This is a genomic window from Sorangium sp. So ce726, assembly GCF_051521405.1.
In the GTDB taxonomy this organism is placed as follows: domain Bacteria; phylum Myxococcota_A; class Polyangia; order Polyangiales; family Polyangiaceae; genus Sorangium.
This window is the reverse complement of the sequence record NZ_CP150349.1, coordinates 6,343,769-6,367,591: the sequence shown is the minus strand read 5'-3', so window position 1 is coordinate 6,367,591 and position 23,823 is coordinate 6,343,769. Positions and strand designations below refer to the sequence as shown.

General features: G+C 69.4%; 7 protein-coding genes. 6 read left to right on the top strand and 1 reads right to left on the bottom strand.

Features of this window, described 5'->3' with window-relative positions:
* Positions 1 to 32 precede the first annotated feature (32 nt).
* Positions 33 to 2,765 (bottom strand): protein kinase domain-containing protein, encoded by a 2,733-nt coding sequence (locus WME79_RS23670; protein ID WP_437539220.1) that lies wholly within the window; start codon positions 2,763 to 2,765, stop codon positions 33 to 35.
* A gap of 380 nt (positions 2,766 to 3,145) precedes the next feature.
* Between WME79_RS23670 and WME79_RS23665 the strand changes: the two genes are divergently transcribed.
* The 6 genes from WME79_RS23665 (at position 3,146) to WME79_RS23640 (ending at position 23,719) form a co-directional block, all read left to right on the top strand.
* Entirely contained in the window at positions 3,146 to 3,700 is a 555-nt protein-coding gene (locus tag WME79_RS23665; RefSeq protein WP_437539218.1) for a GNAT family N-acetyltransferase, read from the top strand.
* A gap of 354 nt (positions 3,701 to 4,054) precedes the next feature.
* A complete protein-coding gene (locus tag WME79_RS23660; RefSeq protein WP_437539925.1) occupies positions 4,055 to 5,947 on the top strand; it encodes a phosphoenolpyruvate carboxykinase (GTP) in 1,893 nt (630 codons plus the stop codon).
* 331 nt (positions 5,948 to 6,278) lie between these two features.
* The gene (locus WME79_RS23655) at positions 6,279 to 11,981 is read left to right on the top strand and encodes a sensor histidine kinase (RefSeq protein WP_437539216.1); all 5,703 of its coding nucleotides are present in this window, start codon (positions 6,279 to 6,281) and stop codon (positions 11,979 to 11,981) included.
* A 37-nt stretch (positions 11,982 to 12,018) separates the two neighbouring features.
* On the top strand, positions 12,019 to 16,164 hold the full coding sequence (locus tag WME79_RS23650) for an ATP-binding protein (RefSeq protein WP_437539214.1): 4,146 nt from the start codon (positions 12,019 to 12,021) through the stop codon (positions 16,162 to 16,164).
* Complete coding sequence (locus WME79_RS23645; RefSeq protein WP_437539923.1) at positions 16,095 to 17,792, top strand: GAF domain-containing sensor histidine kinase; 1,698 nt, start codon at positions 16,095 to 16,097, stop codon at positions 17,790 to 17,792. Before WME79_RS23650 ends, WME79_RS23645 begins: the two co-directional genes overlap by 70 nt.
* A gap of 224 nt (positions 17,793 to 18,016) precedes the next feature.
* Positions 18,017 to 23,719: a sensor histidine kinase gene (locus WME79_RS23640; protein ID WP_437539212.1), complete on the top strand. Its 5,703-nt coding sequence runs from the start codon at positions 18,017 to 18,019 to the stop codon at positions 23,717 to 23,719.
* The last annotated feature ends 104 nt before the right edge of the window (positions 23,720 to 23,823 follow it).

Genomic DNA, 23,823 nt, shown 5'->3' with positions numbered 1-23,823 from the left:
GCGGCTCCATCACTCCGGCAGGGTGAGCGAACTCAGTACCCGAGCCACTTCGCGTCGAGCTCGATCGAGCAGTGATCGACGAACCGAAACCCGACGCCGCCCCCGTCGGCGCCCCCGATCGTGTACACCGACTCGTTTGCCTGCGGCCGATGGTCTGTCGCGCTGAACGAGATCGGCCCCGCCGTCATCCCGTCGAGCACCACGTTCTTGAAGCCCTCGAGCGCGGCCTTCAGGTCCGCTCCGGTCGGGTGCGTGCGGCCGGCGTCGACGGCGCGCTCGACGGCCTCGCGCCACATGAGCGCCGCGGCGTGGCCCTGGACGTAGGGCTGGTCCTGGTACAGCTCCAGCGGGTGGCCGTCCTTCTCCCGGTAGGCCCTGTGGATCCGCAGCATCTCCGCCATCCCGCTCGAGTGCTGGGTGTCGCCGTAGACGGGCACGGGGAACAGCCCATAGAAGATCCCCGCGCAGTCGGCCCCGCAGATCGCCAAGGTCCTCTCGCCGATACCCCAGTTGTTCGCCATCACGCGAAGCTGCCAGCGGTTCTTCTCCGGCCCCGGGAACGCCTGCTGGATGAGCTTCTGCGCCGCGGCCGCGCCCTTCCCGACGAAGGACGAGGGGAGGACGCTGTTGCCAGCCCAGAACCAGCTCGTCGGGACGTACGACGGGTCCGCCCGCTTCTTCTCGATCTCCCGCTTCACATGGCCGATCACCGCGTCGACGATGCGCCCCTCATCCTCGAGGGACGACGTCTGCGGGACGATCAGATCCTCGCCGAGCAGCATCCCAGGCAGCTCCTCCACGTAGGCTTTGCCCGCGGCGAGCGGATCGACGCAGTAAAGGCACTTGTCGATCGTGTCGTGCACCATCGCGATGCGCCCAGGCGCGATCTTCCAGGCGGCCTTGATGCCGATGCGGATGGCGGTCGAGTAGTCCGTGGCCGGGAAGAAGATGAAGGGATACCCAGGGCTCGTCTTGTGCTCTGTCGCGGCGGCGCTCTGGCCCAGGGCGTTGAACTCGGCATGGGACACGTCCGCCGAGATCGGCACCGGCGTGGCGAGCGAGCCTGCGTACGAGCCGGGAATGATGAGCTTCTTCTCGTCCGTGAGCCTCGGGGCGACACGCGTGGTCGGCCCGGTGCCGAACACGAACAGCGTGGAGACCTCGCTCCACCCGGGCTGCTGCCGCCACGCCTCGATGACCTCCTCCGTCTTGGCGGGGTCGTACTGCGCGTCCTTCATGTCGACGTCGATGGGACAGCCCCGGAGCCCTCCCTGACTGTCGTTGAGGTGACGCAGGTAGTCGTAGACCCCGTAGCTGTAGGGCGGCGAGATGTCGGTGGCCGTCCCTGTGTCGCCCGTCGTGATCCGGACGCGGAGCACCCCGGTGCAGCGAGCGCCGGCGTCCGGCTCGACGAGCACGGCCGCGGCGGAGCCGGCAGCGGGCGCCTGCCCACCAGGGCGGCGCGTGGAGAACGCCGCCGCCGCGACAAGCACGGCCGCGCCGAGCGCCCCGATCAGATAGCTGCGCTGCTGAGGCCCGGCGCCCGTGCGGAGGTTCGACTTCAGGCTTGTCGAGTCCGAGGCGGGGCGCCCGGGGCCCGGCGTCCCCGAGGTCCTCTGCCCCCGCTCCTCGTCGAGGGCGATCACGGGCTGAATGCGCCTTCCTTCTGCGCCCTCGAAATGGCTCACGCGGGAGATGCGGGGCTCGACGGGCGCGCTCGGGCGGTCCACATCCTGCGCGCTCTGATCGAGGTACGCCTTGACCTGCCGCTGCATGCTCGCCCGGCGCTCCGCGAATACCCCCATCATGCTCGCGCCGATCTCGTCCGACCCGACGTCCTCGCCCGCCGCGTGCAGGTAGTCCTCGAGCGCCGCGCGCATCTCCTGCGCTGTCGCGAACCGCTTCGCCGGATCGCGGTCGAGCGCCCGCGCCACGATGGCGTCAAGGGCCGGAGGGATGTCCGGCCGGAGGAGCGAGGGCCGCGGGATCTCGTCCACGGCCGCCAGCTTCCAGAGCGCGCTCACGGCGTCGCCCCCGAAGAGCCGCTCCCGCGTGAGGAGCTCCCAGAGCACGATCCCGGCGACGAAGATGTCGGCGCGTCGATCGGTCGACCCGCTGTCGACAGCCTGCTCCGGCGCCATGTACGAGGTCTTGCCCTTCAGCTTCCCGGTCTCGGTGAGATCGGTGTTGATGGACGCCTTGGCGATGCCGAAATCGAGCAGCTTCACCGCGCCGTCGTACGTGACGAAGATGTTGTGCGGGGAGACGTCGCGGTGGACGATGCCGAGCGGCGCGCCGTCGTAATCGCGGAGCTCGTGCGCATAGTGGAGGCCGCTCAAGAGGTCGGCCACGATCCTGACCAGGACGCCGCGCGTGAAGCCCGCCGCGCCCGGCTCCCCCTCGGCCACCGCCCTCATGATCGCGCTGAGCGGCTGGCCCTCCAGGTACTCCATCACGGTGAAGTAGCCGGCGTCGTCGTGGTCGACCTCGTAGGTCTGGACGATGTTGGGATGGTTGAGACGGGCGGACAGCTTCGCCTCGTCCAGGAACATGGCGACGACCTTCTCGCCGTCTCCGCCCACGCCGCTCACGCCGCGATGGCGCTTGACAACGACGAGCTTGTTGAAAGACCCCGGCCCGCGCGCGATCGCCAGGAACACGTCCCCCATCCCGCCCCGGCCGAGCTTCGCGATCAGCCGGTACTTGCCCATGATCGCCGCCTGGGTCGGCTCCGCGTCCGAGGTGTCTTGACCCGTGCCCACCATGTTACCGGCCGTCCTCAGGGGCGCGCGACGCTCCAAGCGGACTGGGTATATGAGCAAAGCCGGTTATCCTTGTCAACGCCCCCCGCGGGCGGACCCACGGCAGGCCGCCGGCGTCTTGCACGTCGCTGCACGTCGCTTCGGCGTCGCCGGCTCCGACAGGACGGAAAGCGCGGGCGCAGCCAGCGGGAGCTACGGCTGCGCAACGGCGTTCGCGTCCAGCGTGACGGCGCGTCGCCACCGGGATATATCTCGGAGCTCCTTCACCCATTCACGAATGCGCCCGAGGCACAGCGTGCCTCGTCCACGCGCCGCCTGGACGAGGCGCGTGGACGCACCGCGCTCGGCCGGAGCGCGGTGGAGCGAGCAGGGCCCAGAGACCCATGCAAGAAAAGCATATTTACCATCAAGACGAGCTCCCCGACTCCTTCCGGTGGCAGGCCGTGTCGTTCATGCGGGTGGCGTGGCCGTCGATATTCACCGGTCCACTCCGGCTGCTCCAGCACACGTATCCGCCCGACATGGGCACGGTCCACTTCACGATCAGCGAGGAGGGGGTGCTGCTCAGCTACGCTTCGGTGATGCGCCTCTCGCTGCCGCACGCGGGGGAGCAGCACGTCGTCTATGGCCTGGGCAACGTCTTCACATTCCCGCCCTACCGGGGCGAAGGCCACGGGCGGCAGGTCGTGGAGATGGCGACGCGCTTCCTCCAGGACAGCGACGCCGATGTCGCCGCGCTGTTCTGCAACCCCAGCCTCGAGCGCTTCTACGCCGCGTGCGGCTGGGAGGCGCCGCCCGGCGCGATCACGCGCATCGGCACGCCGGAGCGCCACTCCGTGTACAAGGAGCTCCGGATGATGCTGTTCCTCTCGGAGAAGGGGCGTCGCGCCCGGGCGGCGTTCGCACGGGAACCGCTGTACGTGGCGTGGCCATGGTGAGCACCGGCGCGCAGGCACCGGGGCATTGGCGGGCGGCGCGCCTGCCCGCGAGGAAGCCCTCGGGGCCACCCGCTGGACGGATTTCGGGGGATTACGGGCGGATCGACGACCCAGCGCATAGCGCAGGGCTCGCCCCCAGGCGCACCTGGTGCGCGCAACCCTGCTGTAGCGATCGGGCTCAGGAAGAATCAGAGCAGCCTCGCGGCCGCATTTCGGCCAGAATTGCTGTCGAGGGCGGGCAGGGCCTGCGCTTTGCAGAGCGCGTTCGACCCAGAGAGCCAGGAGGGTACGCAAGTGTCCGTAGCAGCCAGCCAGAACAGCCAGAGCTCGTTCCACTCGGAGCCGCCGCCGCCGGTGTCGATCCCCGGCCTGCGGGCGAAGATCGCGAACGAGAAGCTCAGGCAATGGATCGCCGAGGTCGTCGCGCTGTGCCAGCCGGACAACGTGCACGTGTGCGACGGCTCGAAGGAGGAGTACGACGCGCTCTGCGACCAGATGGTCAAGGCGGGCACGCTCATCCGTTTGAACCCGGAGAAGCGCCCGGACAGCTACCTCGCGCGCTCGGACCCGAGCGACGTCGCGCGGGTTGAAGACCGCACGTTCATCTGTAGCCGGCGAAAGCAGGACGCCGGCCCCACCAACAACTGGGCCGAGCCGCAGGAGATGAAGGCCACGCTGCGCCGGCTCTTCGCCGGGTCGATGCGGGGCCGCACGCTCTACGTCATCCCCTTCAGCATGGGCCCGATCGGCTCGCCTTACTCGCACATCGGCGTGGAGCTCAGCGACTCGCCGTACGTCGCCGCGAGCATGCGCATCATGACGCGCATGGGGCGCAAGGTGCTCGAGGCGCTCGGAGACGGCGATTTCGTCCCCTGCCTGCACTCGGTCGGCATGCCCCTCGCCCCGGGACAGGGCGACGTCCCGTGGCCGTGCAACGCGGAGCACAAGTACATCGTCCACTTCCCGGGAGAGCGGCTGATCTGGTCCTACGGGAGCGGCTATGGCGGCAATGCGCTGCTCGGCAAGAAGTGCTTCGCGCTGCGCATCGCCTCGGTCCTCGGCCGGGAGCAGGGGTGGCTCGCGGAGCACATGCTGATCCTGGGGGTCGAATCGCCGAAGGGCGAGAAGACGTATGTGGCCGCGGCCTTCCCGAGCGCCTGCGGCAAGACGAACTTCGCCATGCTCATCCCGCCGAAGGCGTTCGCGGGCTGGAAGGTCACGACGGTGGGCGACGACATCGCCTGGATGAAGCCCGGGCGGGACGGGCAGCTCTATGCGATCAACCCCGAGGCGGGCTATTTCGGCGTGGCCCCGGGGACGTCGGACAAGTCGAACGCGAACGCGATGGCGACCATCCGGAAGGGGACGATCTTCACCAACGTGGGGCTCACGCCCGACGGCGACGTCTGGTGGGAAGGGATGACCGACGAGCCGCCGCCGGAGCTCGTCGACTGGCAGGGGAAGCACTGGACGCCGGACTGCGGCCGCAAGGCGGCCCACCCGAACGCGCGCTTCACGACGCCTGCGTCGCAGTGTCCGTCGATCGATCCGCGCTGGGACGACCCGAACGGGGTGCCCATCAGCGCGATCGTCTTCGGCGGGCGGCGGGCGACGACGGTGCCGCTCGTGGTCCAGTCGTTCAACTGGAGCTTCGGCGTCTACACGGCCGCGACGATCGGCTCGGAGATGACGGCGGCGGCCGCCGGCAACATCGGCCAGGTGCGCCGCGACCCGATGGCGATGCTGCCCTTCTGCGGCTACCACATGGGCGATTATTTCAACCACTGGCTGCAGATGGGGCGCCAGATCGTCAATCCGCCCCGCATCTTTTCGGTGAACTGGTTCCGCAAGGACGACCAGGGCAACTTCCTCTGGCCGGGCTTCGGGGAGAACATGCGCGTCCTCAAGTGGATCGTCGACCGCGTGCATGGCCGCGGCTTCGCGGAGGAGAGCCCGCTGGGCTGGATGCCGCGCTACGAAGACATCGAGTGGCGGGGCATGGACCGCTTCTCGAAGGAGAAGTTCTACCAGCTGATGGCGGTCGACCGCGAGGCGTGGAAGGTCGAGTTCGGCTCGCACGGGGAGCTCTTCGAGCGGCTCTACGACCGGCTGCCCAAGGAAATCCTGCTGATGCGGGAGCTGCTCCTGTCGCAGCTCTGGCGCTCGCCCGAGCGGTGGGAGCTCGCGCCCGAGCGCTACCTCGAGGAGCACGAAGACCACGACGACGTTGACGAGCCCGGCGCCTAGAGGCCTTCCCGGGTGAGGGCGCCCGCGCGGCACACGGCGCGGGCGCTCCTCCGCGTGGGCGTCGAACGACCACATCGGAATTGACGGGCCTCCCCCATGGTAGTGTATCGGTAGTGTATCGATAGAGGGGGCGTGGGGTGGCACGACCGTCGGAGACGGTGACCGGGAACGCGGCGCCCGGCGGGCGCCACGCGCTCACGCCGCCGGTGGGGTTGGGTCGTCTCCGCGAGGCGCGCGGGCTCGACCGCGCCCGGGTCGACAGCTGCCCCCATGTCCTGCCGGACAGCCGGACTCCAACGCTTCGTGGCGCGTCTTCCGCAGGGGGCTCCCCATGGACGTGAGCGCTCCCTCTTACTTGGTCACCGAGACGCTTCACGAGGGCCAGCGGGTCAGCCTGATGCGCGCGGTCCGGAGCGCGGACGGCCTCTCGGTGGTCATGAAGGTCCTCGACCCGAGGCGCAGCCGCCCGCAGGACATCGAGCGGCTGAAGAACGAATACGCGATCGGCAAGCTGCTGGACCACGAGGCCGTCGTGGCGCCGCTCGCCCTCGAGACGCACGAGGGGCTGCCGGCGCTCGTCATGGAGGACTTCGGCGGCGAGTCGCTCGATCACTTCATCGGCGCGCCCATGAACCCTGCGCGGTTCCTCGACATCGCGGTCCGCATCGCGGCCTGCGTGGCGGCGATCCATGAGCGGGACGTCATCCACAAGGATCTCAAGCCGCAGAACATCCTCGTCAACGCAGCCACCGGTCAGGTGAAGCTCGCCGACTTCGGCCTCGCGTCGCGCCTCTCCCGCGAGCAGCCGCCGGCAGGGCCCTCGCGGCTCATCGAGGGGTCGTTGCCGTACCTGTCTCCTGAGCAGACAGGGCGAATGAACCGGGGGATCGACAGCCGCGCCGACCTGTATGCGCTCGGCGTGACGTTCTACGAGATGCTCACCGCGCGCCTGCCGTTCGAGGCGCGGGACCCGCTCGAGTGGGTGCACTGCCACGTCGCCCGCGCCCCGCCGGCGCCGTTGGCGCTGGTGCCTGAGCTGCCCGAGGTGCTCTCGGCGCTCGTCCTGAAGCTCCTGGCCAAGATGGCGGAGGATCGTTACCAGACCGCCCGCGGCCTCAAGCACGACCTCGAGCGGTGCCTCTCGCAGCTCCGGGCCACCGGCCGGATCGAGCGGTTTCCGCTGGCCGAGCGCGATGTCTCCGGTCGCTTCCAGGTCCCTCAGAAGCTCTATGGCCGCGAGGGCGACGTGGCCGCGCTGCTCTGCGCGTTCGAGCGGGTGGTGGCCACGGGAGCCCCCGAGCTCGTCCTGGTCTCCGGCTATTCCGGCATCGGCAAGTCGACGCTGGTGCACGAGCTCTACAGGCCGATCGTCCGGGAACGAGCCCTGTTTCTTTCAGGGAAGTTCGACCAGTACAAGCGCGATATCCCTTATTCCACGCTCGTCCAGGCCTTCCGGGAGCTGGTGCTCGAGATCCTCGCCGAGAGCGAGGATCGGATCGCAGCCTTCCGGCAGCGATTGCTCGGCGCCCTCGGGGGCAACGCGCAGCTCATCGTGGAGGTGATCCCCCAGATCGAGCTCGTCATCGGCCGGCAGCCTCCGGTCCCCGAGCTCCCGCCGTCCGAGGCGCAGAACCGGTTCCGGGTCGTGTTCCGGCACTTCATCGGGGTGTTCGCCCGGAAAGAGCACCCGCTCGCGCTCTTCCTCGACGATCTCCAGTGGACCGATTCGGCGAGCCTCGGGCTCCTCCGGGAGCTTTTGACGCACCCCGAGACGCATCATCTCCTCGTGATCGGCGCGTACCGCGACAACGAGGTGAGCCCCTCGCACCCGCTGATGATGGCGGTCGAGCAGGTGCGGAAGGAGGGCGCGCGCGTCTCGGACATCGCGCTCGGCTCGCTCTCCCGAGAGCACCTCGCCGCGCTCGTCAGCGACGCGCTCCACTGCAGCCGCGAGGACGCCGCGCCGCTCTCGGACCTCGTCCACGAGAAGACGGGCGGCAACCCCTTCTTCGCGATCCAGTTCCTCGCCGCGCTTCACGAAGAGCGGCTGATCGCGTTCGATGAGGGCGCCGAGGCCTTCCGGTGGGATGTGGCGAGGATCCGCGGAAAGGGCTTCACCGACAACGTGGTTGACCTGATGGTGGGCAAGCTCGTGCGGCTCCCTCCGAGCACGCAGAGGGCGCTGCAGCAGCTCGCCTGTCTGGGGAACACCGCGGAGGTCGCCCTCCTCGCGATGGTCCGCGGCCGCACGGAGCAGGACGCGCACGCTGACCTGTGGGAGGCCGTCTCCGCAGGGCTCGTCCAGCGCCTCCCCAGCGCGTACAAATTCATCCATGATCGGGTGCAGGAGGCGGCCTATTCACTCATCCCCGAAGGCGAGCGGGCGGAGGCGCACCTCGGGATAGGCAGGCTGCTCGCGAAGCGCACGGCGCCGGAGGAGCTCGAGGAGAAGATCTTCGAGATCGTCAATCAGCTCGACCGCGGCGCTCCGCTGATCACGTCACGGGAGGAGCGAGCGCAAGGCGCCAGGCTCAACCTCGTTGCCGGCAGGCGCGCCATGGCGTCGGCGGCCTTCGCCTCGGCCCTCACCTACCTCGTCGCCGGCGCCGCGTTCCTGGAGAAAGACCGCTGGGAGCGGCAGTACGAGCTCGCCTTCGCGCTCGAGCTGCGGCGCGCAGAGTGTGAGTACCTGACCGGGGAGCTCGGGGCGGCGGAGGAGCGGCTCGCGATGCTCTCGCGCCGCGCAGGGAGCCTCGTCGACGCGGCGGCGGTCGCGTGTGTGCGTGTGGACCTCTACACGACGCTCGATCGGAGCGAGCTCGCCGTCGAGATCTGCCTCGAGGTCCTGCGACGCGTCGGCGTCGCGTGGTCGCCGCACCCGACGGAGGAGGAGGTCCAGAAGGAGTACGAGCGGCTGTGGGGTCAGCTCGGGAGCCGGCCGATCGAGGCGCTCATGGACTTGCCCCCGATGACCGATCCGGCGATCCGCGCGATCATGGACATCCTCAACTGGGGCCAGGCGCCGGCCTTGTTCACCGACCAGAAGCTGCACAGCCTCCTCATCGGTCGCATGGTGAACCTGAGCCTCGAGCACGGCAACAGCGATGGATCGTGCTTCGGCTATGTCCATGTCGGCGCGGTCCTCGGCTCGCGCTTCGGCGATTACCGCGCGGGGTACCGCTTCGGAAAGCTCGGCCTCGATCTGGTGGACAAGCATGGGCTCGACCGCTTCAAGGTCCGCGTCTACCTGGATTTCGGAGTTCTGGTCAATCCCTGGACGAGGCACGTGCGCACCAGCATCGAGCTCCTGCGGCGCGTCATCGACATGGCGAGCGAGACCGGTGACCTCACCTTCGCTGCCTTTGCCCGCAATGCCTCTCTCGTGATCCTGCTCGCGAAGGCGGAGCCGCTCGGCGACGTGCAGCGCGAAGCCGAGAGCTCGCTCGCGTTCGTGCAGAAGGCGAAGTTCGGTCTCATCATCGATTGCATCATCGCGCAGCTGCAGCTCGTCCGGTGCCTCCGCGGTCTGACGCCAAGCTTCTCCTCCTTCAACGACGTGAGCTTTGACGAAGCCAGCTTCGAGCAGCACCTGGAGAGCGATCCGCGCCTCTCGGTAGCCGCCTGCTGGTACTGGATCTGCAGGCTCCAGGCGCACTTTCACGCCGGCGACTACGCTTCCGCCCTCGCCGTGGCGATGAAGATCGAGCGGCTCCGCTGGGCGGTGCAGTCGTTCCTCCTCGTGACCGACTACCATTTCTATGGCGCGCTCACGCGGGCGGCCTGCTGCGAGGTGGCACCCGCGTCGAACGACGAGCGGAACCAGCACCTCGCGGCGCTCGCCGCCCACCACGCGCAGCTCGAGGTCTGGGCCTCGAGCTGCCCCGAGAACTTCGGCAGCCGCGCCGCGCTGGTCGGCGCAGAGATCGCGCGCGTCGAGGGCCGGACGCTCGACGCCGAGCTGCTTTACGAGGAGGCGATCCGCGCCGCGCGTGAGAACGGCTTTGTCCACAATGAGGCGCTCGCGTACGAGATCGCGTCGAGGTTCTACCAGGCGCGGGGGTTCGACGCGTTCGCCGCGACGTACCTCCGCGACGCCCGCGCCCGCTACGCACGCTGGGGGGCGGACGGTAAGGTCAAGCAGATCGACCAGCAGAATCCGCCCCTCTGGGAGGCGAGGACGCTCGCCCAGTCCGCCTCCTTCGCCGCGCGGTCCGAGGAGCTCGACCTGCTCTCGGTGCTCAAGGCATCGCAGGCGATCTCGAGCGACATCGTCCTCGACAAGCTCCTGTGTACGCTGCTCACGGTCGTCCTCGAGCAGGGCGGCGCGCAGAGAGCTTGCCTCGTCGTGGCTCAGGGCGAGCGCCTCTCCATCGAGGCCGAGGCCACCCTCGAAGAGCGCGGGGCGGCGACGACCGTCGTCTCGCGTTCGACAGAGGAGGTTTCTCGGCGCGTGCCCATGTCGCTCGTCCGCTACGTCCAACGGACGAAGGAGCGCGTCATTCTGCACGACGCGGCCGCGGACGCGGGCAAGTTCTCGGGAGACGAGTACTTCGCGCGGAACAGGCCCAGATCGATCCTCTGCGCGCCGATCCTGAGGCGGTCCGAGGTGGCGGGCCTGCTCTACCTCGAGAACGACCTCCTCGCCGGCGCCTTCACGCCGGAGCGGCTCACCGCCCTCTCGCTCCTGGCCACGCAGGCGGCGATCTCGCTCGAGAACGCGCGGCTGCTCTCCAGGGAGCAGTCCGCGCGGAACGCGGCCGAGGCGGCGGAGCGGCGGGCCGCCTTCCTGGCGGAGGCCGGGGAGATCCTCTCCGGGTCGCTCGATTACGGAGAGACGCTGTCGCGCATCGCGCGGCTGTCGGTGCGAACGTTCTGCGACTGGTGCATCATCGACCTCGTGGAGGGCGGGGTGATCCGCCGGCTCTCCTGGGCGCACCGAGACCCTGCGAAGGAATCGTTGCTCGAGGAGCTACAGCGGCGGTATCCGCCTGGCTGGGATTCGCCGCACCCGGCCCTCAAGGTCCTGCGGGGCGGCGCGCCGCTCCTGCTCGCCGAGGTCTCCGACGAGGTCCGCCGGGAGCACTGCGAGGACGAAGGGCACGCGAGGCTCATCCGCGAGCTCGGGGCAGTGAGCTCGATCACCGTGCCGCTCGTGGCGCGGGGACAGACGATCGGCGTGCTGAACGTCGTCTCGTGCGTGCCGGGGCATCGCTACGGGGGCGCCGATCTCGAGTTCGTGCAGGAAGTGGCGCGTCGCGCGGCGATCGCGATCGACAATTCGCGGCTCTACCGGGCTGCCCAGGACGCCGTCTGCGTGCGGGACGAGTTCCTGACGGTGGCGACGCACGAGCTCAACACGCCGATGACGTCGCTCACGCTCACGCTCGAGGCCGTGGATCGGGCCCTCCAGTCGAGTCGACCCTGGGATCCGCAGGCCATGCGCAGGCAGGTCGACCGCGCGCTGCGGCAGGCTGCGCGCCTGACCCGCCTGAACAACGAGCTCCTCGATGTCTCGCGGATCAACGCGGCTCGGCTGTCGCTCGATGTCGCGGAGGTCGACCTCGTGGCGGTCGTGCGCGAGGTGATCTCCCGGTCCAAGCTGGATCTGGCGCGCGCCGGGTGCTCGGTCTCGCTGCGAGGCGGCGGCCGGAGCCTCGTGGGGCTCTGGGATCGCTCGCGGGTCGACCAGATCGTCTCGAACCTGCTCGCCAATGCGATCAAGTTCGGCGCGGGAAATCCCGTGGAGATCTCCGTCGGGGAGGAGGCGGGGACGGCGCGGCTCGCGATCAGGGATCATGGGATCGGGATCGACCCGGCGCGCCAGGGGCAGATCTTCGAGCGGTTCGAGCGCGCGGTGTCGGACAGGCACTACGGCGGGCTGGGGCTCGGCCTGTACATCAGCCGCAGGATCGCGGAGGCGCACGGCGGCTCGATCCGCGTCGAGAGCGCGCTCGGCGCCGGGGCGACGTTCATCGTCGAGCTGCCGCGCGCCGGGCCGCCGCGCGGGGCCGAGCCGGGCTCCCTGCCGGGCTGAGCGGCGCGCGCGCTGGACGGTCCCGCGTGGTATCCCCATGTCCCGCCAGGCCGCCAAGCCGCCGGGCGCCGGCGCTTCGCGGCGTGTCTTCCCCATCGGTGTCCGCATCGAGATGAGCGCTGTGCCCCCCTACACGATCACCGAGACGCTCCACGAGGGCCAGCGGGTCAGCCTGCTGCGCGCGGTCCGGAGCGACGATGGCCTCCCGGTGGTCATGAAGGTCCTCGACGCGAGGCGCAGCCGCCCGCAGGACATCGATCGGCTGAAGCACGAATACGCGATCGGCAAGCTGCTGGACCACGAGGCCGCCGTGATGCCGCTCGCCCTCGAGACGCACGAGGGGCTGCCGGCGCTCGTCATGGAGGACTTCGGCGGCGAGTCGCTCGACCACCTCATCGGCGCGCCCATGGATGCCGAGCGGTTCCTCGAGCTCGCGGTTCCCATCGCGGCCTGCGTGGCGGCGATCCATGAGCGGGACGTCCTCCACAAGGACCTCAAGCCGCAGAACATCCTCGTCAACGCGGCCACCGGCCAGGTGAAGCTCGCCGACTTCGGCCTCGCGTCCCGCTTCTCGCGCCAGCAGCCGCCGACAGGGCCTCCGCGGCTCATCGAAGGATCGCTGCCGTACCTGTCTCCGGAGCAGACGGGGCGAATGAACCGGGGGATCGACAGCCGCGCCGACCTGTATGCGCTCGGCGTGACGTTCTACGAGATGCTCACCGGGCGCCTGCCGTTCGAGGCGCAGGACCCGCTGGAGTGGGTCCATTGCCATGTCGCGCGCCCCCCGCGGCCGCCCTCGGCGCTGGTGCCTGAGCTGCCCGAGGTGCTCTCGGCGCTCGTCCTGAAGCTCCTGGCGAAGATGGCGGAGGATCGCTACCAGACCGCCCGCGGCCTCAAACACGACCTCGAACGGTGCGCGGCGCAGCGCCGAGCGACCGGCAGGATCGAGCCGTTCCCGTTGGCCGAACGCGATGTCTCCGGCCGCTTCCACGTCCCTCAGAAGCTCTATGGCCGCGAGGACGACGTGGCCGCGCTGCTCTGCGCGTTCGAGCGGGTGGTGGCCACGGGCTCTCCCGAGCTCGTCCTGGTCTCCGGCTATTCCGGCATCGGCAAGTCGGCGCTGGTGCACGAGCTCTACAGGCCGATCGTCCGGGAACGAGCCTTGTTTCTTTCGGGAAAGTTCGAGCAATACAAGCGCGATATCCCTTACTCCACGCTCGTCCAGGCGTTCCGGGAGCTCGTGCTCGAGATCTTCGCAGAGACAGAGGACCGGATCGCGGCCTTCCGGCAGCGATTGCTCGGCGCCCTCGGGAGCAATGCACAGCTCATCGTGGAGGTCATTCCCCAGGTCGAGCTCCTCATCGGCCGGCAACCGCCGGTCCCCGAGCTCCCGCCGATCGAGGCGCAGAACCGGTTCCGGGTCGTGTTCCGGCACTTCATCGGGGTGTTCGCCCGGCAGGAGCACCCGCTCGCCCTCTTCCTCGACGATCTCCAGTGGACCGATTCGGCGAGCCTCGGGCTCCTTGGCGATCTGTTGACGCACCCTGAGACCCGCCATCTTCTCGTGATCGGCGCGTACCGCGACAACGAGGTGCGCCCCTCGCACCCGCTGATGATGGCGGTCGAGCAGGTGCGGAAGGAGGGCGCGCGCGTCTCGGACATCGCGCTCGGCCCGCTCTCCCGAGAGCACCTCGCCGCGCTCGTCAGCGACGCGCTTCGCTGCCGCCGCGAGGACGCCGCGCCGCTCTCGGACCTCGTCCACGAGAAGACGGCGGGCAACCCCTTCTTCGCGATCCAGTTCCTCACCGCGCTGCACGAAGAGCGGCTGATCGCGTTCGACGAGGGCGCCGAGCGGTTTCGATGGGACGTGGCGAGGATCCGCGGAAAGGGCTTCACCGACAACGTGGTTGACCTGATGGTGGGCAAGCTCGTGCGGCTCCCTCCGAGCACGCAGAGGGCGCTGCAGCAGCTCGCCTGTCTGGGAAACACCGCGGCGGTCGCCCTGCTGACGACGGTCCGCGGCGGCCTGGAGGAGGACGTGCACGCGGATCTCCGGGACGCAGCGCGCGAGGGGCTCGCCTTCCGCCTGGACGGCACGTACAAGTTCCTCCACGACCGGGTGCAGGAGGCGGCCTATTCGCTCATCCCTGAAGGCGAGCGGGCGGCGGTGCACCTCGGGATAGGCAGGCTGCTCGCGAAGCGCACGGCGCCGGAAGAGCTCGAGGAGAAGATCTTCGAGATCGTCAATCAGCTCAACCGGGGGGCCGCGCTGATCACGGCGCGCGAGGAGCGTGAGCGGGCGGCGGAGCTCAATCTCATCGCGGGGAAGCGCGCGAAGGGGTCGACGGCCTACGCGTCGGCGCTCAAGTATTTCGCCGCGGGCGCGGCGTTCCTCGAAGAGGACAGCTGGGACCGGCGGTACGAGCTCACCTTCGCGCTCGCGTTCCACCGGGCTGGATGCGAGTTTCTGACCGGCGAGCTCGGGGCGGCGGAGGAGCGGCTCTCGGAGCTCGCGCGCCGCGCCGGGAGCCTCGCCGACGTGGCCGCCGTCGCGTGCGCGCGCGTGGATCTCTACACGACGCTGGATAGAAGCGAGATCGCCGTCGAGATCTGCCTCGATGTCCTGCGGCGCGTCGGCGTCGACTGGTCGCCGCACCCGACGGACGAGGAGGTCCGGCAGGAGTACGAGCGGATGTGGCAGCGGCTCGGGAGCCGCCCGATCGAGGAGATCCTCGACTTGCCCGCGATGACCGATCCGGACTGCCGCGCGATCATCGACGTCCTCACGTCGTGCGACGCGGCCGCGTTGTTCACTGACGAGAACCTGCTCTGCCTCATGAACGCTCGCATGGCGAACCTCAGCTTCGAGCATGGCAACAGCGATGGATCGTGCCTCGCCTACGTCCGGGTCGGGACGAGCCTTGGGCCGCGCTTCGGCGACTACCGCGCGGGGTTTCGCTTCGGTAAGCTCGGCTTCGATCTGGCGGAGAAGCGCGGACTGGTCCGCTTCAAGGCCCGCGTCGACCTGGTCTTCTGGTACGTGATCAATCCCTGGACGAGGCACATGCGCACCAGCGTCGGCCCCTTGCGACGCTCCTTCTATGCGGCGGAGGAGACCGGCGATCTCACGTATTCGTCCTGTATCCCCACGGCCCTGGTCGCGCTCCTCCTCGCCGAGGGAGAGCCGCTCGGCGAGGTGCAGCGAGAGGCCGAGGGCGGGCTCGAATTCACGCGGAAGGCGAGGTTCGGCCTCGCCATCGACACCATCACCACGCTGCTGCAGCTCACCCGGACGCTCCGGGGATTGACGCCGGTCTTCGGCTCGTTCAGCGACGACCAGTTCGACGAGCGCCGGTTCGAGCGGCGCCTCGAGGACGATCCGCGCCTGGCGTACGCCAAGTGCCTGTACTGGATCCGCAAGGTGCAAGCGCACTTTTGCGCGGGTGATTACGCTGCTTCCATCGAGGCCGCGGCGAGAGCGCGGACGGTCCTCTGGATGATGCCGTCGTTCCTCGATGTCGCCGAGTACCATTTCTATAGCGCGCTCGCGCACGCGGCCTGCCACGACGCGGCGCCCGCCGAGGAGCGTGCTCCGCACCTGACGGCGCTCGTCGCCCACCGCGAGCAGCTCGGGGTCTGGGCCGAGAACTGCCCCGAAAACTTCGGCGACCGCGCCGCGCTGGTGGACGCCGAGGTCGCGCGCATCCGCGGCGAATGGGACAAGGCGGCGCAGCTGTACGAGCAGGCGATACGCTCGGCGCGCGAGAGCGGCTTCGTCCACACCGAGGCGCTGGCCTACGAGCTCGCGTCGAGGTCTTACCGGGCGCGGGGGTTCGATCTGATCGCGGACACGTACCTGCGCGAGGCCCGCGCCTGCTACACCCGCTGGGGGGCGGACGGCAAGGTCAAGCAGATCGACCAGCAGAATCCCCGCCTCTGGGACACGAGGCCGCTCGCCCAGGCCGCCACCTTCGCGGCGCGGTCCGAGGAGCTCGACCTGCTCTCGGTGATCAAGGCATCGCAGACCATTTCGGGCGAAATCGTCCTCGACCAGCTCCTGCGCACGCTGCTCACGTCCGTCCTCGAGCAGGGGGCGCGCAGCGAGCTTGTCTCATTCTGTGTCAGGACGCGCGCCTCGCCATCGAAGCGGAGGCGACGCTCGATGAGAACGACCGGGGAGTGACGACGACCCTCCTCGCGCCCTCGCAGGGGGAATCTCCATGGCAGCGGGTCCCCAGCTCGCTCGTTCACTATGTGCAGCGGACGAAGGAGCGCGTCATCCTGCACGACGCGGCCGTCGACGCGGGCAAGTTCTCCAGCGACGCCTACTTCACGCGGAATCGGCCCAAATCTCTCCTCTGCGTGCCCATCCTGAGGCGGGCCGAGGTGGCGGGGCTGCTCTACCTCGAGAACAACCTGATCGCCGGCGCCTTCACACAGGAAAGGCTCTCCGCCCTCTCGCTCCTCGCCACACAGGCGGCGATCTCGCTGGAGAACGCGCGGCTCCTCTCGAAGGAGCAATCCGCGCGGACCGCGGCGGAGTCGGCGGAGCGGCGCGCGGCCTTCCTGGCCGAGGCCGGGGAGATCTTCTCGGCATCTCTCGATTACGGAGAGACGCTGTCGCGCCTCGCGCGGCTGTCGGTGCAGACGCTGTGCGACTGGTGCGTCATCGACGTCGTGGAATGTGGACAGATGCGACGGCTGTCCTGGGCGCACAGGGACCCGGCGAAGGCGCCGTTGCTCGAGGAGCTGGGGCGGCGGTATCCCACCCGCTGGGAGGCGCCTCATCCGGCGCTCAGGGTCCTCCAGTCCGGTGAGCCCCTCCTGATCCCCGAGACCTCCGACGAGGCCCTCCGGAGCCACTGCGAGGACGGCAGGCACGAGAGGCTTCTTCGCGAGCTCGGGATCTGCAGCCTTGTGATCGTGCCGCTCGTGGCGCGGGGACAGACGATCGGGATGCTGAGCGTCGCCTCGTCCGCGCCAGAGCGCCGCTACGGGGACGCCGACCTCGCGCTGGTGCAGGAGGTGGCGCGCCGGGCCGCGATCGCGATCGACAATGCCCGGCTCTACAGCGCTGCCCAGGAGGCGGTCCGCATGCGGGACGAGTTCCTGACGGTGGCGACGCACGAGCTGAACACGCCGTTGACGTCGCTCACGCTGACGCTCGAGGTCGTGGATCGGGCGCTCCGATCGGGCGACTCCTGGGACCCGCAGGCCATGGGCCGGCAGGTCGACCGCGCGCTGCGGCAGGCGGTGCGCCTGACCCGCCTGAACAGCGAGCTGCTCGACGTCTCGCGGATCAACGCGGCTCGGCTGAGGCTCGATGTGGCGGAGGTCGACCTCGGGGAGATCGTCCGCGACGTGCTCGCGCGGTTCAAGCTGGATCTGGAGCGCGCCGGGTGTGCGGTGTCGCTGCGGGAGGGCGGCCGGGTCGTGGGCCTCTGGGATGGTTCCCGCGTGGACCAGATCGTCTCGAACCTGCTCGCCAACGCGATCAAGTTCGGGGCTGGCAAGCCCGTGGAGATCTCCGTCGGCGAGGAGGCGGGGATGGCGCGGCTGTCGGTCCGGGATCATGGGATCGGGATCGACCCGACGCGTCAGGCGCAGATCTTCGAGCGGTTCGAGCGGGCCGTGTCGGACAGGCACTACGGCGGGCTGGGGCTCGGCCTGTACATCAGCCGCAGGATCGCGGAGGCGCATGGCGGCTCGATCTGCGTCGAGAGCGCGCTCGGCGCCGGGGCGACGTTCATCGTCGAGCTGCCGCGGACCGGGCCGCCGCGCAGGGCCGAGCCGAGCGCCCTGCCGGGGTGAGCAGCGCGCTGGATGATGAGCGAGCTCCCGCTTGCCGGACAAGCGTGCGCGAGCTCATGGCCATTCGTCTGGCGCCGTGTGTCCACACCAATCATATGGGTGTGCCCGCTCGGTGAGGCGCACGGACGCGACCACGTCCGAGTCGACGGCTGCCCCTATGTCCTGCTAGACCGCCAGGATCCAGCGCTCCGCAGCGGGCCTTCCGCGCGGGGCTGCCCATGGACATGAGCGCTCCGTCCTATACGGTCATCAAGACCCTTCACGAGGGCCAGCGGGTCAGCCTGCTGCGCGCGGTCCGGAGCGCCGATGGCCTCCCGGTGGTCTTGAAGGTCCCCGACTCGAGGCGCAGCCGCCCGCAGGACATCGAGCGGCTGAAGAACGAATACGCGATCGGCAAGCTGCTGGACCACGAGGCCGCCGTGGCGCCGCTCGCCCTCGAGACGCACGAGGGGCTGCCGGCGCTCGTCATGGAGGACTTCGGCGGCGAGTCGCTCGACCACCTCATCGGCGCGCCCATGGATGCCGAGCGGTTCCTCGAGCTCGCGGTCCGTATCGCGGCCTGCGTGGCGGTGATCCATGAGCGGGACATCCTCCACAAGGATCTCAAGCCGCAGAACATCCTCGTCAACACGGCCACCGGCCAGCTGAAGCTCGCCGACTTCGGCCTCGCGTCGCGCCTCTCCCGCGAGCAGCCGCCGGCAGGGCCCTCGCGGCTCATCGAGGGGTCGTTGCCGTACCTGTCTCCTGAGCAGACAGGGCGAATGAACCGGGGGATCGACAGCCGCGCCGACCTGTATGCGCTCGGCGTGACCTTCTACGAGATGCTCACCGGGCGCCTGCCGTTCGAGGCGCAGGACCCGCTGGAGTGGGTGCATTGCCACGTCGCGCGCCTCCCGCCGGCGCCGTCGGCGCTGGTGCCTGAGCTGCCCGAGGTGCTCTCGGCGCTCGTCCTGAAGCTCCTGGCCAAGATGGCGGAGGATCGCTACCAGACCGCGCGCGGCCTCAAACACGACCTCGAACGGTGCCTCTCGCAGCTCCGGGCCACCGGCAGGATCGAGCCGTTTTCCCTGGCCGAGCGCGACGTCTCCGGCCGCTTCCAGATCCCTCAGAAGCTCTATGGTCGTGAGGACGAGGTGGCTACCCTGCTGCGCGCGTTCGACCGCGTGGTGGCCACGGGCTCTCCCGAGCTCGTCCTGGTCTCCGGCTATTCCGGCATCGGCAAGTCGTCTCTGGTCCACGAGCTCTACAGGCCGATCGTCCGGGAACGAGCCCTGTTTCTTTCGGGGAAGTTCGATCAATACAAGCGCGACATCCCTTATTCCACGCTCGTCCAGGCGTTCCGGGAGCTCGTGCTCGAGATCCTCGCCCAGAGCGAGGACCGGATCGCGGCCTTCCGGCAGCGATTGCTCGGCGCGCTGGGGAGCAACGGGCAGCTCATCGTGGACGTGATTCCCCACGTCGAGCTCATCATCGGCCGGCAACCGCCGGTCCCCGAGCTTCCGCCGATCGAGGCGCAGCACCGGTTTCGCGTCGTGTTCCGGCGCTTCATCGGCGTGTTCGCCGGGAAGGGGCACCCCCTCGCGCTCTTCCTCGACGATCTCCAGTGGGCCGACTCGGCGAGCCTGGGCCTGCTCTGTGATCTGGTGACGCACCCCGAGACGCGCCACCTCCTCGTCATCGGCGCGTACCGCGCCAACGAGGTGACCCCCTCGCACCCGCTGATGCTGGCGATCGATCAGGTGCGGCACGACGGCGCGCTGGTCTCGGACATCGTGCTCGGCTCGCTCTCCCGAGAGCACCTCGGCGCGCTCGTCAGCGATGCGCTCCACTGCAGCCGCGAGGACGCCGCGCCTCTCGCTCTCCTCATTCACGAGAAGACCGGCGGCAACCCCTTCTTCGCGATCCAGTTCCTCACCGCGCTGCACGAAGAGCGGCTGATCGAGTTCGACGAGGGCGCCGAGGCCTTCCGGTGGCGCGTGGAGAAGATCCGCGAGAAAGGCTTCACCGACAACGTGGTCGACCTGATGGTCGGCAAGCTCGTGCGGCTCCCTCCGAGGACCCAGGAGGCGCTGAAGCAGCTCGCCTGTCTGGGGAACACCGCGGAGGTCGCCCTGCTGACGATGGTCCGCGGCGGCGTGGAGGAGGACGTGCACGCGGATCTCCGGGACGCAGCGCACGAGGGGCTCGCCTTCCGCCTGGATGGCACGTACAAGTTCCTCCACGACCGGGTGCAGGAGGCGGCCTATTCGCTCATCCCTGAAGGCGAGCGGGCGGCGGTGCACCTCGAGATAGGCAGGCTGCTCGCGAAGCGCACGGCGCCGGAGGAGCTCGAGGAGAAGATCTTCGAGATCGTCAACCAGCTCAACCGGGGGGCAGCGCTGATCACATCGCGCGAGGAGCGTGAGCGAGCGGCGGAGCTCAACCTCATCGCCGGCAAGCGCGCCAAGGGGTCGGCGGCGTTCGCCTCGGCGCTCACCTACCTCGCCTTCGGCTCGGCGTTCCTGGACGAAGACCGCTGGGAGCGGCGGTACGATCTCGCCTTCGCGCTCGAGCTGCACCGGGCCGAGTGCGAATTTCTGACGGGCGAGCTCGGGGCGGCGGAGGAGCGGCTCTCGATGCTCTCACGCCGCGCCGCGAACCTCGTCGACGCGGCGGCGGTCGCGTGTGTGCGCGTGGATCTCTACACGACGCAGGACAGGAGCGAGATCGCCGTCGAGATCTGCCTCGAGGTCCTGCGGCGCGTCGGCATCTCGTGGCCGCCGCACCCGACGGATGAGGAGGTACAGAAGGAGTACGAGCGGCTGTGGGAGCAGCTCGGGAGCCGCCCGATCGAGGCGCTCGTGGACTTGCCCTCGGTGACCGAGCCGGCCATTCGCGCGATCATGGACATCCTTGGTCGCGGCCAGGGGCCGACCTACTTCACCGACAAGCACCTGTACAGCCTCGTCGTCGGCCGCATGGCGAACCTGAGCCTCGAGCACGGGAACAGCGACGGATCGGGCTTCGGCTATGTCAATGTCGGCATGGTGCTCGGCGCGCACTTCGGCGACTACCGCGCGGGGTACCGCTTCGGCAAGGTCGGCTTCGAGCTTGTGCACAAGCGCGGCCTGGACCGCTTCAAGGCGCGCGTCTGCCTGACCTTCGGGCACCTCGTGAACCCCTGGACGAGGAACATGCGCAGCAGCCTCGAGCTGATGCAACGCGCCTTCGACATGGCGCATGAGACCGGCGATCTCATCTTCGCGTCCTATGCCTGCAATTGCTCGATCATGCTCCGTCTCGCCACGGGGGATCCGCTCGGCGACGTGCAGCAAGAGGCCGAGAGATCGCTCGAGTTCGTGCGGCAGTCGAGGTTCGGCCTCATCATCGATGTCATCACCGCGCAGCTCCAGTTCATCCGGTGCCTCCGGGGACTGACGACGAGCCTGTCGTCCTTCGACGACGCGAGCTTCGACGAGGCCAGGTTCGAGCAGCACCTGGAGAGCGATCCGCGGCTCTCTCACGCCGCCTGCTGGTACTGGATCTTCAAGATCCAGGCGCACTTCCTCGCCGGCGACTACGACTCCACGCTCGCCGCGGCGGCGAAGGCGGAGCGGCTCCTCTGGACGAAGCAGTCGTTCATCGACGTCGCCGACTACCATTTCTACAGCGCGCTCGCGCGGGCGGCGCTCTGCGAGGCGGGAGCTGCGCCGATCGGCGAGCGGTCCCAGCACCTCGCGGCGCTCGTCGCCCATCACAGGCAGCTCGACGTGTGGGCGGAGCACTGCCCCGAGAACTTCGGCAGCCGCGCCGCGCTGGTCAGCGCCGAGATCGCGCGCCTGGAGCACCGAGATCTCGACGCCGAGCTCCTCTACGAAGAGGCGTTCCGCTCCGCGCGCGAGAACGGCCTCGTTCACAACGAGGCGCTCGCCTACGAGATCGCGTCGAGGTTCTACCGGGCGCGGGGGTTCGACCTGTTCGGCGCGACGTACCTCCGCGAGGCGCGCGCCTGTTACGGGCGCTGGGGCGCGGAGGCCAAGGTCAAGCAGATCGATCAGCAGAGCTCGCCCACCTGGGAGGCGAGGGAGCCCGCATCGACCACCACCGTCGCGGTGCGATCCGAGCAGCTCGACCTGCTCTCGGTGCTCAAGGCCTCTCAGGCCATCTCGGGCGAGATTGTCCTCGACAAGCTGCTGTGTACGCTGCTCGGGGTCGTCCTCGAGCAGGGCGGCGCCCAGCGAGCTTGCCTCGTCGTGTATCAGGACGAGCGCCTCTCGATCGAAGCCGAGGCCACGCTCGACGAGCGGGGCGTCTCGACGGCGATCCGGCCGGGTCCGGCGGAGGGCTCTTCGCCCTGTATTCCCATGATTCCCATGTCGCTCGTCCGCTACGTCCACTGGACGAAGGAGCGCGTCATCCTGCGTGACGCGGCGGCCGACGCGGGCAAGTTCTCCGGGGACGAGTACTTCGCGCGGTGTCGGCCCAGATCGCTGCTCTGCGTGCCCGTCCTGAGGCAGGCCGAGGTGGCGGGCATACTCTACCTTGAGAACAACCTCCTCGCGGGCGCGTTCACGCAGGACAGGCTCACCGCCCTCTCGCTCCTCGCCACACAGGCGGCGATCTCGCTGGAGAACGCGCGGCTGCTCTCCAAGGAGCAATCCGCGCGCACCACGGCCGAGGCAGCGGAGCGGCGCGCAGCCTTCCTGGCCGAGGCCGGGGAGATCATCTCCGGGTCGCTCGATCACGGAGAGGCGCTGTCGCGACTCGCGCGGCTGTCGGTGCGATCGTTCTGCGACTGGTGCGTCATCGATTTTGCAGAAGGCGGGGAGACCCGACGTGCCTTCTGCGCCCACAAGGACCCTGCGAAGGAGCCCTTGCTCGAGGAGCTGCGACGGCGATACCCTCCTGACCCGCACTCGCCCCACCCGTCGGCCCGTGCCTGGCGGGACGGTGGGCCCCTCCTGCTCCCCGAGATCTCCGATGACATCATCCGGAGACACGCCGAGGACGACGGGCACGCGAGGCTCATCCGCGAGGTCGGGACGCGGAGCTCCGTCATCGCGCCGCTCGTGGCGCGGGGACAGGCGATCGGGATGCTGACCGTTGTCTCGTCCGCGCCAGAGCGCCGCTACGGGGATGCCGATGTCGCGCTGGTGCAGGAGGTGGCGCGCCGGGCGGCGATCGCGATCGACAACGCGCGGCTCTACAGCGCTGCCCAGGAGGCCGTCCGCGTTCGGGACGAGTTCCTGACGGTGGCGACGCACGAGCTCAACACGCCGATGACGTCGCTCACGCTGACGCTCGAGGCCATGGATCGGGCGCTCCGATCGGGCCGCTCCTGGGATCCGCAGGCCATGGGCCGGCAGGTCGACCGCGCGCTGCGGCAGGCTGCGCGGCTGACCCGCCTGAACAGCGAGCTGCTCGACGTCTCGCGGATCAACGCGGCTCGGCTGAGGCTCGATGTGGCAGAGGTCGACCTCGGGGAGATCGTCCGCGACGTGCTCGCGCGGTTCAAGCTGGATCTGGCGCGCGCCGGGTGCTCGGTGTCGCTGCGAGAGGGCGGCCGGATCGTGGGCCTGTGGGATGGTTCCCGCGTGGACCAGATCGTCTCGAACCTGCTCGCCAACGCGATCAAGTTCGGGGCCGGCAAGCCCGTGGAGATCTCCGTCGGGGAGGCGGCGGGGGCGGCGCGGCTGTCGGTCCGGGATCACGGGATCGGGATCGACCCGGCGCGCCAGGGGCAGATCTTCGAGCGGTTCGAGCGCGCGGTGTCGGACAGGCATTACGGCGGGCTGGGGCTCGGCCTGTACATCAGCCGCAGGATCGCGGAGGCGCACGGCGGCTCGATCCGCGTCGAGAGCGCGCTCGGCGCCGGGGCGACGTTCATCGTCGAGCTGCCGCGGACCGGACCGCCGCCCGGGGCCGAGCCGCGCGCCCTGCCAGGCTGAGCGGCGCGCGCGCTGGACGGTCCGGCGTGGTATCCCCATGTCCCGTCAGGCTGCCGGGCGCCGGCGCTTCGCGGCGTATCTTCCCCAGCGGTGTCCGCATCGAC